14 protein-coding genes are annotated in these 16,011 nt (G+C 51.9%); 7 read left to right on the forward strand and 7 right to left on the reverse strand.

Annotation, left to right across the window (positions count from 1 at the left end; all coding sequences use genetic code 11):
* Positions 1 to 110 precede the first annotated feature (110 nt).
* Positions 111 to 449, forward strand: coding sequence for a macrodomain Ori organization protein MaoP (gene maoP, locus N7268_RS05490; protein WP_003018025.1), 339 nt, complete (start codon positions 111 to 113; stop codon positions 447 to 449).
* A gap of 24 nt (positions 450 to 473) precedes the next feature.
* Here maoP and N7268_RS05495 read toward each other — a convergent pair whose 3' ends face one another.
* Positions 474 to 1,994, reverse strand: a complete 1,521-nt coding sequence (locus tag N7268_RS05495; protein WP_260862046.1) for a YifB family Mg chelatase-like AAA ATPase — start codon at positions 1,992 to 1,994, stop codon at positions 474 to 476.
* A gap of 352 nt (positions 1,995 to 2,346) precedes the next feature.
* Between N7268_RS05495 and ilvL the strand changes: the two genes are divergently transcribed.
* The 6 genes from ilvL (at position 2,347) to ilvA (ending at position 8,898) form a co-directional block, all read left to right on the forward strand.
* The gene (ilvL, locus tag N7268_RS05500) at positions 2,347 to 2,445 is read left to right on the forward strand and encodes an ilv operon leader peptide (protein ID WP_001311244.1); all 99 of its coding nucleotides are present in this window, start codon (positions 2,347 to 2,349) and stop codon (positions 2,443 to 2,445) included.
* Between the two features lie 139 nt (positions 2,446 to 2,584).
* Positions 2,585 to 4,231: an acetolactate synthase 2 catalytic subunit gene (gene ilvG / locus N7268_RS05505; RefSeq protein WP_260862047.1), complete on the forward strand. Its 1,647-nt coding sequence runs from the start codon at positions 2,585 to 2,587 to the stop codon at positions 4,229 to 4,231.
* A complete protein-coding gene (gene ilvM / locus N7268_RS05510) occupies positions 4,228 to 4,491 on the forward strand; it encodes an acetolactate synthase 2 small subunit (RefSeq protein WP_003018017.1) in 264 nt (87 codons plus the stop codon). The genes ilvG and ilvM overlap by 4 nt, the downstream gene beginning before the upstream one ends.
* Before the next feature lie 17 nt (positions 4,492 to 4,508).
* Positions 4,509 to 5,438 (forward strand): branched-chain amino acid transaminase, encoded by a 930-nt coding sequence (locus tag N7268_RS05515; protein WP_198907425.1) that lies wholly within the window; start codon positions 4,509 to 4,511, stop codon positions 5,436 to 5,438.
* Positions 5,439 to 5,500: 62 nt separating this feature from the next.
* Positions 5,501 to 7,351 (forward strand): dihydroxy-acid dehydratase, encoded by a 1,851-nt coding sequence (gene ilvD / locus N7268_RS05520; RefSeq protein ID WP_260862048.1) that lies wholly within the window; start codon positions 5,501 to 5,503, stop codon positions 7,349 to 7,351.
* A gap of 2 nt (positions 7,352 to 7,353) precedes the next feature.
* Positions 7,354 to 8,898 (forward strand): threonine ammonia-lyase, biosynthetic, encoded by a 1,545-nt coding sequence (gene ilvA / locus N7268_RS05525; protein ID WP_260862049.1) that lies wholly within the window; start codon positions 7,354 to 7,356, stop codon positions 8,896 to 8,898.
* Between the two features lie 54 nt (positions 8,899 to 8,952).
* Here ilvA and N7268_RS05530 read toward each other — a convergent pair whose 3' ends face one another.
* The 6 genes from N7268_RS05530 to fabV form a co-directional block, all read right to left on the reverse strand.
* On the reverse strand, positions 8,953 to 10,527 hold the full coding sequence (locus N7268_RS05530) for a hypothetical protein (protein WP_260862050.1): 1,575 nt from the start codon (positions 10,525 to 10,527) through the stop codon (positions 8,953 to 8,955).
* 124 nt (positions 10,528 to 10,651) lie between these two features.
* Positions 10,652 to 11,842 (reverse strand): glycosyltransferase family 4 protein, encoded by a 1,191-nt coding sequence (locus N7268_RS05535; protein WP_260862051.1) that lies wholly within the window; start codon positions 11,840 to 11,842, stop codon positions 10,652 to 10,654.
* The gene (locus tag N7268_RS05540) at positions 11,839 to 12,231 is read right to left on the reverse strand and encodes a GtrA family protein (protein ID WP_260862052.1); all 393 of its coding nucleotides are present in this window, start codon (positions 12,229 to 12,231) and stop codon (positions 11,839 to 11,841) included. Before N7268_RS05540 ends, N7268_RS05535 begins: the two co-directional genes overlap by 4 nt.
* Positions 12,228 to 12,917 (reverse strand): class I SAM-dependent methyltransferase, encoded by a 690-nt coding sequence (locus N7268_RS05545; RefSeq protein ID WP_260862053.1) that lies wholly within the window; start codon positions 12,915 to 12,917, stop codon positions 12,228 to 12,230. The genes N7268_RS05540 and N7268_RS05545 overlap by 4 nt, the downstream gene beginning before the upstream one ends.
* A complete protein-coding gene (locus N7268_RS05550) occupies positions 12,914 to 14,188 on the reverse strand; it encodes a glycosyltransferase family 2 protein (RefSeq protein ID WP_260862054.1) in 1,275 nt (424 codons plus the stop codon). Before N7268_RS05550 ends, N7268_RS05545 begins: the two co-directional genes overlap by 4 nt.
* Positions 14,189 to 14,766: 578 nt before the next feature.
* Positions 14,767 to 15,960 (reverse strand): enoyl-ACP reductase FabV, encoded by a 1,194-nt coding sequence (gene fabV / locus N7268_RS05555; RefSeq protein WP_260862055.1) that lies wholly within the window; start codon positions 15,958 to 15,960, stop codon positions 14,767 to 14,769.
* Positions 15,961 to 16,011 lie beyond the last annotated feature (51 nt).

Consider the following 16,011-nt stretch of genomic DNA (forward strand, 5'->3'; position numbering starts at 1 on the left):
CCGTAAAATTATTTGTCGTTATGATTTAAATCTTTTGTTTGACGCTCTGTCAAGCGTAACTAATACTCCGCGCCATAAATAGCTCGGCCAAAGAATTAGGAGCGTGCAGGATGGCGGAAAGCTTTACGACGACTAATCGATATTTCGACAATAAATATTATCCCCGTGGATTCTCCCGTCATGGTGATTTCACCATTAAAGAGGCACAACTGCTTGAGCGTCACGGTTATGCCTTTAATGAGCTGGATCTGGGCAAGCGTGAGCCGGTAACAGAAGAAGAGAAGCTGTTTGTTGCGGTATGCCGTGGTGAACGTGAACCGGTGACTGAAGCTGAACGTGTGTGGTCTAAATACATGACGCGTATTAAGCGTCCTAAACGTTTCCATACTCTGTCTGGCGGGAAACCTCAGGTGGAAGGTGCGGAAGACTACACCGAATCCGATGATTAATAAAAAAGGGCGAAAGCCCTTTTTTTATGCCAACAGTTTCTGCAGATGAATTAATAATCGATCAATTGCCCGATAGCCAACGGCTTCCTGGAGATGCTGGCGGCTGATATGGTCACATTGCTCAATATCTGCAATCGTGCGAGCGACCTTTATCAGGCGTAGCCATGCACGAATGGATAGCCCAAGATGCGCCAATGTCTCTTCCAGCCAGCGTGCGTCATCACTCTGTAATGGGCAGAAATTATGTATCTCCTGACTGTCCAGATGCGCGTTTAATTTATTTTGCCGCTGATACTGACGCGCCTGCGCCGCCATGACGCGTTTCATCACTGCATCGCTGGTTTCTCCCTTCACTACGCTCTGGCTGAGTATTCCGGGCGGTGGCAGGGGAATTTCAAGCGAGAGATCAAAGCGGTCGAGAAAGGGGCCTGATAGCCGATTGAGGTAACGTATCGTTTGTTCTGGAGTACAGCGGTTGTGGTTTCCCTGATAGTGACCTGTCGGGCTTGGATTCATTGCTGCAATGAGTTGAAAACGCGCAGGGTAGGTTATTTTTGCCCGGGTGCGTGATAAATGAATTTGTCCGGATTCAATAGGTTCGCGCAGTGCATCCAACGTACGCCGCTCAAACTCGGGTAATTCATCCAGAAATAATATGCCGTTATGCGCCAGAGAAATTTCTCCGGGGGCGGGAATGGAACCTCCTCCCACCATAGCGGTTAATGACGCGCTGTGATGAGGTGAGCGAAAAGGGCGTTGCCTCCACTGCTTTTGTATCGTATCGGCATTGACCAGACTGAGAATCGCTGCGCTTTCCAGCGCCTCGGTATTGCTAAGCGGGGGGAGCAGTCCTCTGAGGCGGCTGGCCAGCATGGTTTTTCCCGTTCCGGGAGGGCCAATCAGCAGGAGGTTATGACCGCCAGCAGCCGTGATCTCCAGCCCTCGTTTACCCTGTTCCTGACCGATGATGTCGCTAAGGTCATCGGGTAACACGCTGGGTACAACGTCGGCCGGGGTCGGTTTTTCCAGCTCATGCTTGCCTTCCAGAAATGCGCATACAGCCTGCAGATGGTCGGCAACCAGGCATCCTTCACCGTGTATCAGTCCAACTTCTGGCGCGTTCTCTTTTGCGACAATAATTATCCTGCCTGCATTGATAGCTTCGGTTGCGCTGGATATGGCTCCGGGAACGCCGCGTAGCACGCCTGTAAGCGCTAATTCACCTACCAGCTCATATGTATCTAGATTATCTATTGTGAGCTGCTCAGACGCTGCCAGAAGCGCAACGGCAATAGGTAAATCATATCTTCCTCCTTCTTTAGGCAAATCTGCCGGAGCGAGGTTGATGGTTATTTTCTTTGCCGGGAATTCATACCCGCTATTAATAATCGCACTACGAACCCGATCGCGGGCTTCTTTCACTGTCGTTTCCGGTAACCCCACCATGGTTAAACCAGGCAGACCATTGCTGATATGCACCTCAATCGTAATGGGCGGTGCATTGACACCCAGTGCTGCGCGAGTGTGGACAATTGCCAGTGACATAACTCCTCCTGAGACAGACATTATGTCGAAAAAATAACGGCAATATCGCATCATTTTGGTATTTTTAGATGCCGATTCAGGTCTTTTTGTGTAATTCAATATGGTTTGCATAAGGCCTTGAATAACACTCGCAAGCACTGATGGAAACGCTGAAAACTCATGAAAAGCGTGGTTATGCATACCTAATATCGTGAAATATTTTCATTTTGTATTTTTTGTATAAAAAACAACGGTATTTATCTAAACAGTTAACTTCGTCAGAAAAATGAATGCAAAAATATCTTGTGCCATCGTTAAATTCTATGGTAACTCTTTAGGTATTCCTTCGAACAAGATGCAAGAAAATACAAAAATGACAGCCCTTCTACGAGTGATTAGCCTGGTCGTGATTAGCGTGGTGGTGATTATTATCCCACCGTGCGGGGCTGCACTTGGACGAGGAAAGGCTTAGAAAACAAGCCTTAACGAACTAAGACCCCCGCACCGAAAGGTTCGGGGGTTTTTTTTGACCTTAAAAACATAAACGAGGAGCAGAAAGTGAACGGTAGCATGAAATTCTGTTTCTCAAGATTTACGGCGGGGATGTAACTATGAACGGGGCACAGTGGGTGGTACATGCGTTGCGTGCACAAGGGGTTAAAACCGTCTTTGGTTATCCCGGTGGCGCAATTATGCCGGTTTACGATGCGTTGTATGACGGCGGCGTGGAACACTTGTTGTGCCGTCACGAGCAGGGCGCGGCGATGGCGGCGATTGGTTATGCTCGCTCTACCGGTAAAACCGGTGTCTGTATCGCGACCTCTGGCCCAGGCGCTACCAACCTGATCACAGGCCTGGCGGATGCGCTGTTAGACTCTGTTCCTGTCGTGGCTATCACGGGTCAGGTTGCTGCACCATTCATCGGCACCGACGCATTCCAGGAAGTTGACGTTCTGGGTATGTCGCTCTCCTGTACCAAACACAGTTTCCTGGTGCAGTCACTGGAAGAACTGCCGCGCATCATGGCAGAGGCTTTCGATGTGGCTAATTCCGGTCGTCCGGGACCGGTTCTGGTTGATATCCCGAAAGATATTCAGTTAGCCAGCGGGATTCTGGAACCCTATTTTACGACGGTCGAAAATGCAGCTGCTTTCCCGCATGCTGACGTTGAGCAAGCCCGTAAAATGATGGCACAGGCGCAAAAGCCGGTTCTGTACGTGGGCGGTGGCGTCGGTATGGCGCAGGCTGTTCAGGCTCTGCGTGAGTTTATCGCGGTAACGCAAATACCGGTTGCCTGTACGCTAAAAGGTCTGGGTGCCGTTGATGCCGCTTATCCTTACTATCTTGGCATGCTGGGAATGCATGGCACTAAAGCCGCAAACTTCGCCGTGCAGGAGTGTGATTTGTTGATCGCCGTGGGCGCACGTTTTGATGACCGGGTGACCGGTAAATTGAATACATTTGCACCGAATGCAAGCGTGATCCACATGGATATCGACCCGGCCGAGATGAACAAACTGCGTCAGGCGCACGTTGCGCTGCAGGGGGATTTAAATGCGTTGTTACCGGCATTACAACAGCCATTCAGTATCGACGAATGGCGCCAGTACAACGCGCAAATGCGGGCTGAACATACCTGGCGCTACGATCATCCTGGTGACGCTATCTATGCGCCGTTGTTGTTAAAACAATTGTCCGATCGCAAACCTGCCGATAGCGTGGTGACCACCGATGTTGGTCAACATCAGATGTGGTCAGCACAACACATGACCTATACCCGTCCGGAGAACTTCATCACCTCCAGCGGCCTGGGAACGATGGGGTTTGGTTTGCCGGCGGCCGTGGGAGCGCAGGTCGCGCGTCCGAATGATACGGTAATCTGTATCTCCGGTGACGGCTCTTTCATGATGAATGTACAAGAGCTGGGCACCGTAAAACGCAAGCAGTTGCCGCTGAAAATCGTTTTACTCGACAACCAGCGCTTAGGCATGGTGCGACAATGGCAGCAGCTGTTTTTCCAGGAACGTTATAGCGAAACCACACTCACCGATAATCCCGATTTCCTCATGTTAGCCAGCGCCTTCGGTATCCCTGGCCAACACATCACCCGTAAAGACCAGGTTGAAGCGGCCCTCGACACGATGCTGAACAGTGAGGGGCCATACCTGCTTCATGTCTCAATCGACGAACTTGAGAATGTCTGGCCTCTGGTACCACCTGGTGCCAGTAACTCAGAAATGCTGGAGAAATTATCATGATGCAACATCAGGTCGCCGTTGAGGCTCGTTTCAACCCGGAAACGTTAGAGCGTGTTTTACGCGTGGTACGCCATCGTGGTTTTCAGGTGTGCTCCATGAATATGGAAGCTGCCTCCGATGCACAGAATATAAATATCGAATTGACCGTTGCCAGCCCACGGTCGGTCGACTTACTGTTTAGTCAGTTAAGCAAACTGGTGGATGTCGCACATGTTGCTATCTGCCAGAGCACTACCACATCACAACAAATCCGCGCCTGAGCGCAAAAGGAAGAAAAATGACGACGAAAAAAGCTGATTACATTTGGTCCAATGGCGAGATGATTCGTTGGGAAGACGCGAAGGTACATGTGATGTCCCACGCGTTGCATTACGGTACTTCCGTGTTTGAAGGTATCCGTTGCTACGATTCTCACAAAGGACCGGTGGTGTTCCGTCATCGTGAGCACATGCAGCGCCTGCGTGATTCAGCCAAGATCTATCGTTTTCCCGTTTCTCAGAGCGTTGATGAACTGATGGAAGCTTGCCGTGCGGTGATCCGTAAAAACAATCTGACCAGCGCCTATATCCGTCCGTTAGTCTTTGTTGGCGATGTTGGTATGGGGGTTAACCCGCCAGCCGGATATACCACTGATGTGATTATTGCCGCGTTCCCGTGGGGGGCTTATCTGGGAGCAGATGCGCTCGATCAGGGGATTGATGCAATGGTTTCTTCCTGGAATCGCGTGGCACCTAACACCATCCCAACCGCTGCAAAAGCGGGCGGTAACTATCTGTCCTCACTGCTGGTGGGTAGCGAAGCGCGTCGTCATGGCTATCAGGAAGGCATCGCGTTAGATGTCAATGGCTACATCTCTGAAGGTGCTGGTGAAAACCTGTTTGAAGTAAAAGACGGCATTCTGTTTACGCCTCCGTTTACCTCTTCTGCGCTGCCGGGTATCACCCGTGACGCGATCATTAAACTGGCGAAAGACCTCGATATTGAAGTTCGCGAGCAGGTGCTGTCGCGCGAATCACTGTACCTGGCAGATGAAGTGTTCATGTCCGGGACGGCGGCTGAGATCACGCCGGTGCGCAGCGTTGATGGTATCCAGGTCGGTGAAGGTCGCTGTGGCCCGGTCACCAAACGTATCCAGCAAGCCTTCTTTGGTCTCTTCACGGGCGAAACGGAAGATAAATACGGTTGGTTGGATCAGGTTAATAACTAACAAAGAAAGGGGACGGCACGCACCGTCCCTTTTAGTAGACAGACACTGGGAGTAAATAAAGTATGCCTAAGTACCGTTCCGCCACCACCACACATGGCCGCAATATGGCGGGAGCCCGCGCGCTTTGGCGCGCTACCGGGATGACCGATGCCGATTTCGGCAAGCCGATCATTGCCGTCGTGAACTCATTCACCCAATTTGTGCCGGGTCACGTACATCTGCGCGATCTCGGCAAGCTGGTCGCCGAGCAGATTGACGCTGCGGGTGGTGTGGCAAAAGAGTTCAATACCATTGCCGTGGATGACGGAATCGCCATGGGTCATGGCGGCATGCTTTATTCACTGCCGTCGCGCGAGCTGATCGCCGATTCAGTGGAGTATATGGTTAACGCTCACTGTGCCGATGCGATGGTCTGTATCTCGAACTGCGACAAAATCACCCCGGGAATGTTAATGGCCTCTCTGCGTCTGAACATTCCGGTGATCTTTGTTTCCGGTGGTCCGATGGAAGCGGGTAAAACCAAACTTTCTGACCAAATCATCAAACTCGACCTGGTTGATGCCATGATTCAGGGGGCTGATCCGAAAGTCTCTGATTCTCAAAGCGATCAGATTGAGCGTTCTGCCTGCCCGACCTGTGGTTCCTGTTCTGGGATGTTCACCGCCAACTCGATGAACTGTCTGACCGAGGCGCTGGGTCTGTCGCAACCGGGCAATGGTTCGCTGTTGGCAACCCATGCTGACCGCAAGCAGTTGTTCCTCAATGCGGGTTCGCGGATTGTCGAGCTGACCAAACGCTATTACGAGCAGAATGATGAATCAGCGCTGCCGCGTAGCATTGCCAGCAAGGCGGCGTTTGAAAACGCCATGACCCTGGATATCGCCATGGGCGGTTCAACGAACACTGTATTGCACCTGCTGGCTGCCGCGCAGGAAGCTGAAATCGACTTCACCATGAGTGATATCGACAAGCTTTCCCGCAAAGTACCGCAACTGTGTAAGGTTGCGCCGAGTACGCAGAAATACCACATGGAAGACGTGCACCGCGCAGGTGGTGTGCTGGGGATTTTAGGCGAGTTGGATCGTGCCGGGTTGCTGAACCGTGATGTGAAAAACGTACTGGGTCTGACCCTGCCACAAACGCTCGATCGTTATGATGTCATGCTGACCAAAGACGATGCGGTGAAAACGATGTTCCGCGCCGGGCCGGCGGGTATCCGCACGACTCAGGCATTTTCACAGGAGTGCCGCTGGGATACGCTGGATGATGATCGCGCCGAAGGTTGTATCCGCTCGCTCGAACATGCTTACAGCAAAGATGGCGGCCTGGCGGTTCTGTACGGTAACTTCGCGGAAAATGGCTGTATCGTCAAAACTGCAGGTGTGGATGACAGCATCCTGAAATTTACCGGCCCGGCAAAAGTGTATGAAAGCCAGGATGATGCCGTTGAAGCAATCCTCGGCGGTAAAGTGGTGGCGGGGGATGTGGTCGTTATTCGCTACGAAGGGCCGAAAGGTGGACCGGGCATGCAGGAGATGCTCTATCCGACCACCTTCCTGAAATCCATGGGGCTGGGCAAAGCCTGTGCGCTGGTCACTGACGGCCGTTTCTCGGGTGGGACATCGGGTCTTTCCATCGGCCACGTATCGCCGGAAGCGGCCAGCGGCGGGAATATCGCGATCATTGAGGACGGCGATATGATTGCCATTGATATCCCGAATCGCGGCATCCAATTGCTGCTGAGCGAGCAGGAAATCGCTGCCCGTCGCGAAGCGCAGGAAGCGCGTGGCGATCAAGCCTGGACGCCGAAAGATCGTCAGCGTCAGGTTTCCTTCGCACTGCGTGCTTACGCCAGCCTGGCGACCAGCGCTGATAAAGGCGCGGTGCGCGATAAATCGAAACTGGGGGGTTAATGATGGCCGATTCGCAACCCCTGTCCGGCGCCCCTGAAGGCGCGGAGTATCTCAGAGCGGTGCTTCGTGCACCGGTCTATGAAGCCGCGCAGGTGACGCCGCTACAAAAAATGGAAAAACTGTCGTCGCGTCTCGACAACGTTATTCTGGTGAAGCGTGAAGACCGACAACCGGTGCACAGCTTCAAGCTGCGCGGTGCCTACGCCATGATGGCAGGCCTGACGGAGCAACAAAAAGCACACGGCGTGATCACCGCGTCTGCGGGTAATCACGCGCAAGGCGTCGCGTTCTCCTCCGCGCGATTAGGTGTAAAGGCCCTGATCGTGATGCCCACGGCGACTGCCGATATCAAAGTTGACGCGGTGCGAGGTTTCGGCGGTGAAGTGCTGCTTCACGGCGCTAACTTTGACGAAGCAAAAGCCAGAGCGATTGAGCTGTCTCAGCAGCAGGGTTTCACCTGGGTACCGCCGTTCGACCATCCGATGGTGATCGCCGGGCAGGGGACGCTGGCGCTGGAATTGCTCCAGCAGGATGCTCACCTTGATCGCGTTTTTGTCCCGGTCGGCGGTGGAGGACTGGCGGCGGGCGTTGCGGTGCTAATCAAACAATTGATGCCGCAAATCAAAGTGATTGCGGTGGAGGCGGAAGATTCTGCCTGCCTGAAAGCCGCGCTGGATGCCGGTCATCCGGTTGACCTTCCGCGCGTGGGATTGTTTGCGGAAGGTGTGGCAGTTAAACGCATCGGCGACGAAACGTTCCGTCTGTGTCAGGAATACCTTGATGACATCATCACGGTGGACAGCGACGCTATCTGCGCGGCGATGAAAGACCTGTTTGAAGATGTGCGTGCGGTCGCGGAACCGTCCGGGGCGCTGGCACTGGCGGGAATGAAAAAATATATCGCTCAGCACAACATTCGTGGCGAACGGCTGGCGCATGTCCTCTCCGGGGCTAACGTTAACTTCCACGGTTTGCGCTATGTCTCGGAACGCTGCGAACTGGGTGAACAGCGTGAAGCTTTGCTGGCAGTGACTATTCCGGAAGAGAAAGGCAGCTTCCTGAAGTTCTGTCAGTTGCTGGGTGGGCGTTCGGTCACCGAGTTTAATTACCGTTTTGCGGATGCGAAAGACGCCTGTATTTTCGTGGGGGTCCGCCTGAGTCGTGGGCTGGAAGAGCGTAAAGAAATTCTTCAGTTGCTCCATGACGGCGGTTACAGCGTGGTGGATCTTTCCGACGATGAAATGGCCAAGCTGCACGTGCGCTATATGGTGGGGGGACGTCCGTCAAAACCACTACAGGAGCGTTTGTACAGCTTCGAATTCCCGGAGTCTCCAGGTGCGCTGCTAAAATTCCTGCACACTCTGGGTACCCACTGGAATATTTCCCTGTTCCACTACCGCAGCCACGGTACCGACTATGGCCGCGTGCTGGCAGCATTTGAACTGGGCGATCATGAGCCAGATTTTGAAACCCGGCTCAACGAGCTGGGTTATGACTGCCATGATGAAAGCAATAACCCGGCGTTCCGCTTTTTCCTTGCGGGTTAACGGCCACTTAACAGGAGATAACCAGAGCGGGTTATCTCCTGTTTTTCTGCAATCTCAACGATGATAGATGTTGGCAAACAGGTTTTTGTCATCATCTCCGTCTTTGAAGAGGCCAGCATAAGTTCCTTCCGGCAACAATAACGCTCTCTCCGGGCCATTAAGTAATGTGATGGTTTTGCTGTCAGCCGACAAGGTAATGGGGGGGGTGAGCGTGATCCCTTCCACTTTCATTTGTGCTGATACGGGTGCGCCAGTTTCGCTGTACAGCTGATATCTTCCGGCCAGCGGAACCTTGAATTCTTCCTGATGGCCGATACGCAGCCGTCGCCCCGCCATCCTGATATTCGGCGCCACCTGAACGTAGCTGTTATCAATGGCTTCTGCGATGACAGAATGGATATTACTCAACCGGTAGGACCATAAGATCACTTTCGGGGGAGACTGGGTAAGCACTTGCCAGGCTTCGGAGTCTTTCCCTTCCCGCAGTGTTTTTAAAACATACCAGGCATCGAGCCACAGCGTTGTTGGCTCTAACCTGTTGGGCAACATCCCTATACCATCAAAGTACTTTTCATCAGGTTTGAGCAGCGCTTCTGCTCGGGTAACCAGTTCAAGCTGTCGCACATTGCTAATTTTCAGGTAGCTGAAGTTGATAAAGTAACTTGAAAGTAGGGTTAATGTTGTCACCGTCAGGAAAAATAATCTCAGGATCGGTGTGCGGCTATGGGTGAGGAGATAATCCAGCGGGACGAGAGACCAGAGTGATATAAACGGTAGTGCCATAATAAACACATAGGGCCAGGGCTGGCTGTGTGTGAAAACCAGTGTGGTAATGACGAACGAAAATACCAGGGCAATGCGCGTTTTTTCATTTGAGATTCTCCAGCGTTTTAACGTGATAATCATGCCGCTAAAACAGAGCAGGTAGAGAAACGTATTGTCTATCAGGGTTTGTAAGACATACACACGAATTCCGTCATATGCTTCACTGCCGTTAACCGCCACTTCGACCGGGCCAAAAATCAAACTTTCAGCGATACGCAGCGGGTCGCTGCCGCCGAATATAAAGCAATAGGCAACCGCAGGAAGTAACCATCCCGCGGTTAAGTAAAAGCCGCGAACGATAGCCGCGATAAAATCTTTGCGCAGCATCACGTCAATCACTAAGCCAAGCCCAAGAGCCAGATTGAAGAACGCTGATTTTTGGGTAACCAAAAACGCCAGTCCGCTCAGGATTCCGGCGATGAAAATTTTTCTTGCGATGAGGGTATGGCCGCGCAGTATAACCAGTACGGCGGCCAGGGCGAAAAACAGTGCCAGGGGCTCTGAGCGGGTACGGAAGATCCGCTCCATAAAATTCGTAAAACAGAGTAAAACGAGCGCAATAAAAAGTGCACGTAAACGCTGCTCGCCCAGCGCCCGCGCGCAAGCGTAGACCAGCAGCAGGGTTCCACAAGCGAGCAGGGCCGTCTGCATTCGCCCGACCAGAATCATCGAAGCGGCATCCCAGCCAACCAGGTGAGCCAGTTTATAAAACACCGCAAAGCCCACGGCCTTTGGCGGCTGAATGGTATCGAATAGCCCATTAGCAAAATACTTGGCGTAACCAAGCTGGGCAAACTCATCCATGATCAGGCGAATATGCCAGGCAAAAATGAAAATCAGCGTAACTTTAATGGCAATACTCACGCCAAGGATAAGCGTTAACCTGCGGGGACTCGTGCTAAAAAGGTGCTTACAGGAAGTACCCATTTTATGCTCTCCCGGCTTCGCCATTTGCTTTTCTGTCTTTTGCGCGTTGTGCCAGCTCCAGGATTTCCTTCGCCATTGTTTGCCAGCTATAGCGCTCTCTGACGTAACAAATCATCGCTTCACGTTCATGGGGGGGCAGCACGCAGTGATCTATTGCGACAGAACAGCGCTGTGCTGAACGTTGAGGGTCGTTGAGGTCTATGTCCACGCCACGTAGCCAGTTTGCCGCGTTGGGATCGGCCCTATGAGCCGGGCCGCCGCAGATGACCGGTAATCCGCTGGCCATTGCTTCCTGGATAACAAGGGGATAGCCTTCACCGACGGCAGGCAACAACAGCAAATCCGCGCAGCGATAAAGTTCCGCCAGTGCCGCAGGAGCCAGGACGCCAAGATCGTAAACGTTGCTCAACCCCCATTCTGCAGGACGAAGCAGGCCGCTTCCGGCCAATAAAAACTGACAGTCTGTCCTGGTCGCCGCCAGGGCACGTAGTATCGACAATCCTTTCTTTTCAACATAACGACCAACAAAAAGTATGCGCCGGGTGCAGGGAGGGAGGTTATATTTTGCCTGCAGGTTCTGTCTGCCCTCCAGGGGGGCTGGTGGATAAAAAATAGCGCTATCAACACCGTTAAACAGTAACTTATACGGATAGCGTGCAGGGGTTCCAAGCAGGTCGTGACGGACAGTATCGCTAATAAATACCCGGGCATCTGCGGCCCATAGCATTGGGCGCGTAACGACCAAATTAGCCAGCTGCATAAGCAGACGCAGCAGAGGGGATCTGAACGGAATCGCGGCAATATGTTGAATCAGAACGATGGGCTTTCCGTGCCGTTTGGCCATTATCATGCCAAGGATTGAGGTGACATAGAGTGCGTCGTGGATCACCACTGCGTCGCTACTCCGTACCGCGTCTCTAAGTGCAAAAATGGCTCCTGGACCCGGTAACGGCATTGGCAGGCCGGTGAGTTTTTCCAGTGGGTCGACGCAGCGCAACGCTATTGTTTTGAGGCCATCGCCGGGTAAAGCATCACTATCGCTGGCTGCCCAACTCGGTGTCGCTCCCTGGCGGGCGAACTGACGGCACAAATGCCCGGCAACGCGTTCAATACCGCCACCGTGTGCCTCGTAGAAATGACTTATCGTCAGGATATTCTGTAAATGCTGCGGATTAATGGGATCGTTAATCATACGTGCACGGCCTTATTGCAGCCTGTTGCGCTAATCGCCCAGCGGCTAAGGAAAAAATTCAGTGCAATCATGCAGAGGGAAGCTAGCGGCGCGGCAGTGGGCATCGGAAATCCCAGCCAGGAATACCAAAACCAGGTGGTCGCAAATGAAAGCGGAATATTCAGCAACATGCTGAGGGTATAACGGCCAAAGGCACGAAATGACAGTGGCTGCTTAAACGTGAATACGCTGTGCAATATGTAACCAACAGTAGCGATCACAGCGAACGATATCAGGATTGCTAACCAGAGCGCAACGCATAAACTTTCTGCCACAATCATGATGGCATTATGTCCAACGAAACAGCTGCCAGACACGCAGAGATAAGCAAAAGAGGTGCGAATTTTCATCGAGGCGCCTTTCGCGCGCGAAGCAAAAAGACGCAGGCGTTATCATGGCGTATGTGCGCTGGGGTGATGTAATCTTCGAACATTGCGCGCAGATTCATAATGACCGCCAAACCTGAGGCAAGAACGCTACCGATAATGGGGAGTCGGCGGAGGAAAAAGGCAAATCCTGTCAGGCGAATAATAGTGGTGGTGGCTAACGGGCCAACCAGTGCTTCGACTTCTTCAACCACAAACCCGCGATCGGTAAGATCGGCTATGAGACCGGTGCGGGTCCAGCGGCGGTGATCTTCAGGATGAGGATGATAGAGCCAGGTTCCGTGCGTGGAGAGTAACAAGAGGCCATCATCACTCAACAGACGCCGAATTTCGGCGCAATAGGCATCAAGATCTCTGACGTGTTCCAGTACCTGGACTGAAAGTACTGCCCCGGCGACGCCATCAGCTAAAGGGACGCGTCCCTGTTGGTCAATCTTGATCGTGCCGTTGTCATCAAGATCGGCGCCGCAGTAGTTGATATTCAACTGGCGCATCATCCCGGCGTATGGGGAATCACCACAGCCAAAGTCGACCATGAATGTCTCGGGTTGAATGTGACGTTCTGCCTGCTCGCGTAACCGTCGCGCCAGTGCCCGTAATAGCAGCCAGTCAGTTTGCCAAATGCGCGGGGTGGCTCTGTTTCCTTTCATAACACAGGTCCTTGTGTTGATGTCGCTGAATCATGCCGGCTCAGGTTGTCCAGCAGCAACTGCAGTACAAATCCGGCTAATACCATCAGCACGCCGGCGATGCAGGCTGTACTGATGACAAAAACAATGTGTACCGACTGCTCCATAGAACCGAGGGTAAATATCCATCGAAAGGCAAGGAGGAGGTCGGCGCAAAAAGCTGATATGGCAAGAGCGGAACCGCAGAATACCAGCCACTCCAGGGGGTGCGAGCGCATCAGCCACGTAATAAGTCGGCTTTTCGCAACCGGGTGGTAAATGGCGATGGCGACCTTCGCTAACACGCCTAACAGGATGGCGATTAGGCCAATAAGCGTCGACATTGTCGCCAGGGCAACGAAATGGATACCAAAATAGTAACCGTGGATTTCTATGGGACCAGCGGCAAGCAGCGCGAGGCAGATAGCCCCGAGCAGTAGTAGCGTAAACCCGGGGATCAAATATAGCCTGTCAGGGGCGTGGGCAATAAGAAGACGCAGATGCCGCCAGCCATCACGAAATGAACGTAAATGAGGAGGACGGTTGCGTTTGTCTGGATAGAGTTTGATCGGCACTTCGTGAATGATTAGTCCTGCACGATGTGCGTTAATAATCATTTCGGAGGCAAATTCCATACCGGTAGAGCGGGTGGACATTTTCTGGAATGCTTCGCGAGTAAAGGCCCGCATCCCACAGTGAAAGTCGCGAATGGGGGAGTGGTAAAGACCCCGAGCAATGCCGGAAAGCAGTGGATTACCCAGATAGCGATGCAGAGGGGGCATTGCACCCGGTTCAATTCCTCCGGCAAATCGATTACCCATCACAAAGTCCGCGCCGCCTTCCAGTGCATCAACGAAAACATCAATCTGGCTCCAGTCATAGGAGTCATCAGCATCAGCCATAATGAGATATTTGCCTTTTGCCGCATGGGCCGCCGCGCTTATTGCTGCGCCATAACCTTTAACGGGCTGGTGAATAACCCGGGCGCCAAGCGATTTTGCAATTTTAACGGATTTGTCCGTTGAGCCATTATCACCAACGATCACTTCACCTTGAATTCCCAGACGGGTAAAAGCATCCATTACTTTATTAATACAAATGGCAAGCGTGAGCTCTTCATTCAGGCAAGGAATAATTGCCGAAACAAGGAGCGAATGGCCCGCTGTAGTCATCTCTAACGCGGAATCAATATGGTTATCTGGATTTAATAACTTCTCTGAATGGTCAAATTGGCGTAAGTTCGTTGAGTGCATAATGTTAAGCTCCGATCCATGAGCAGAATTAAGAGCCCACCCCAATGGGCTATTTTATTTGTCCGTTTAAATCAAGGGGAACATCCATCAGGGAAGCCTGAAAGGGAGTCATTCTCTGATACTTCACGTATGCTCTTTTTGTTCCATGCTGCCCGTGGCCAAACTGACTGCAATAAACTACAACCCTGTTTCTTCTAATTCATATTATGAATGACTAAAGTGAATGGCGAGTCTATATTTTATAAATGATGGCGCTTATTACCTTCATCAGGCTTTTAATTGGCTTTATGCATATAAAAAATTGAATGGCATCGTACAGGAATGACCGATATTAAGTCTACTGATTTTGTGGCGTGCAAAATATAATGGTTTTGATTTATTTATTGATATTTTTAATATAACGCTCTGGTTTGGGCACTAAGACATTATCAGTGGATATATTTCATGATGATATTATGGAAGGGATAATTTTTTGGGGGGCGCGATCAGTCTTTTTTGCACTGACTTTATTAGATAAAAGTCCTGACTTTTCAGCCAGGACTTTGTCAGACGTCTGTGTTTGCTACCACATCAGTAACTTACAGCGTCACCACATCGAATTCGATTTCGGTGTTCACATCGGCATCGTAATCGACTTCGTCGAGGGCAAAACCGAACAGGTTCAGGAATTCTCGCTTGTAGCCTGCATAATCGGTTTCTTGCGACAGGTTTTCAGTGGTGATCAGCGGCCACAGGTCGCGGCATGCCTGCTGAATGTCTTCACGCAGTTCCCAGTCATCCATGCGGATACGCTGGTTGTCATCAAGTGCAACCTTGTCACCGTACAGGCTGGTGGTCATCAGGCGATTAATTTGCTCGATGCACCCTTCATGAATTCCCTGTTCCTTCATCAGTTTGAAGACCATAGAGATATACAACGGCATCACTGGAATGGCAGAAGAAGCCTGTGTGATAACCGATTTCAGTACTGCAACGTTGGCGGTGCCGTTGAGCGGAGCCAGTTGATTACGCAGCGCGCCTGCTGCACGGTCAAGGTCTTCTTTCGCTTTACCCAGCGCGCCATGCCAGTAGATTGGCCATGTCAGGTCGGTACCGATGTAAGAGTAGGCCACGGTTTTCACGCCGTCAGCCAGCACGCCAGCTTCGCTCAGCGCACCCATCCACAACTCCCAGTCTTCACCGCCCATGACGGTCACGGTGTTTTGAACTTCTTCTTCCGTTGCTGGCTCAATGCTGGCCGTCGTGATCTGATCCTTGTTGGTATCAATCGCTTTGGAAGTGTAAACCTCACCGATCGGTTTCAGCGCAGAACGGACAACTTCACCGGTTTTCGGCATTTTACGCACCGGGGAAGCCAGTGAGTAAACCACCAGGTCAATCTGGCCCAGGTCTTCTTTGATCAGTTTAATCACTTCATCGCGGCACTCGTCGGAGAAGGCGTCGCCGTTGATGCTCTTGGAATACAGACCTTCACGTTTTGCGGCCTCATCGAAGGCGGCAGAGTTATACCAGCCCGCGGAACCCGGTTTGGTGTCCGTGCCCGGTTTTTCGAAAAATACGCCGATAGTGGCGGCACCGCTGCCAAACGCCGCGGAGATTCTTGAGGCCAGGCCATAGCCGGTTGAAGCACCGATGACCAGTACGCGGGAAGGGCCGTTTTCGATTTTCCCGTTTTTCTTCACATAATCGATCTGTTTTTCCACATTGACTTTGCAGCCAGTCGGATGGGTCGTTGTACAGATGAATCCACGAATTTTTGGTTTGATTATCATAATGATGGCTAATTAAGTTTGTATTTTCGCTGTCAAGTGCGCAATGACACC

This window comes from Citrobacter sp. Marseille-Q6884, from assembly GCF_945906775.1.
Taxonomy (GTDB): Bacteria; Pseudomonadota; Gammaproteobacteria; order Enterobacterales; family Enterobacteriaceae; genus Citrobacter.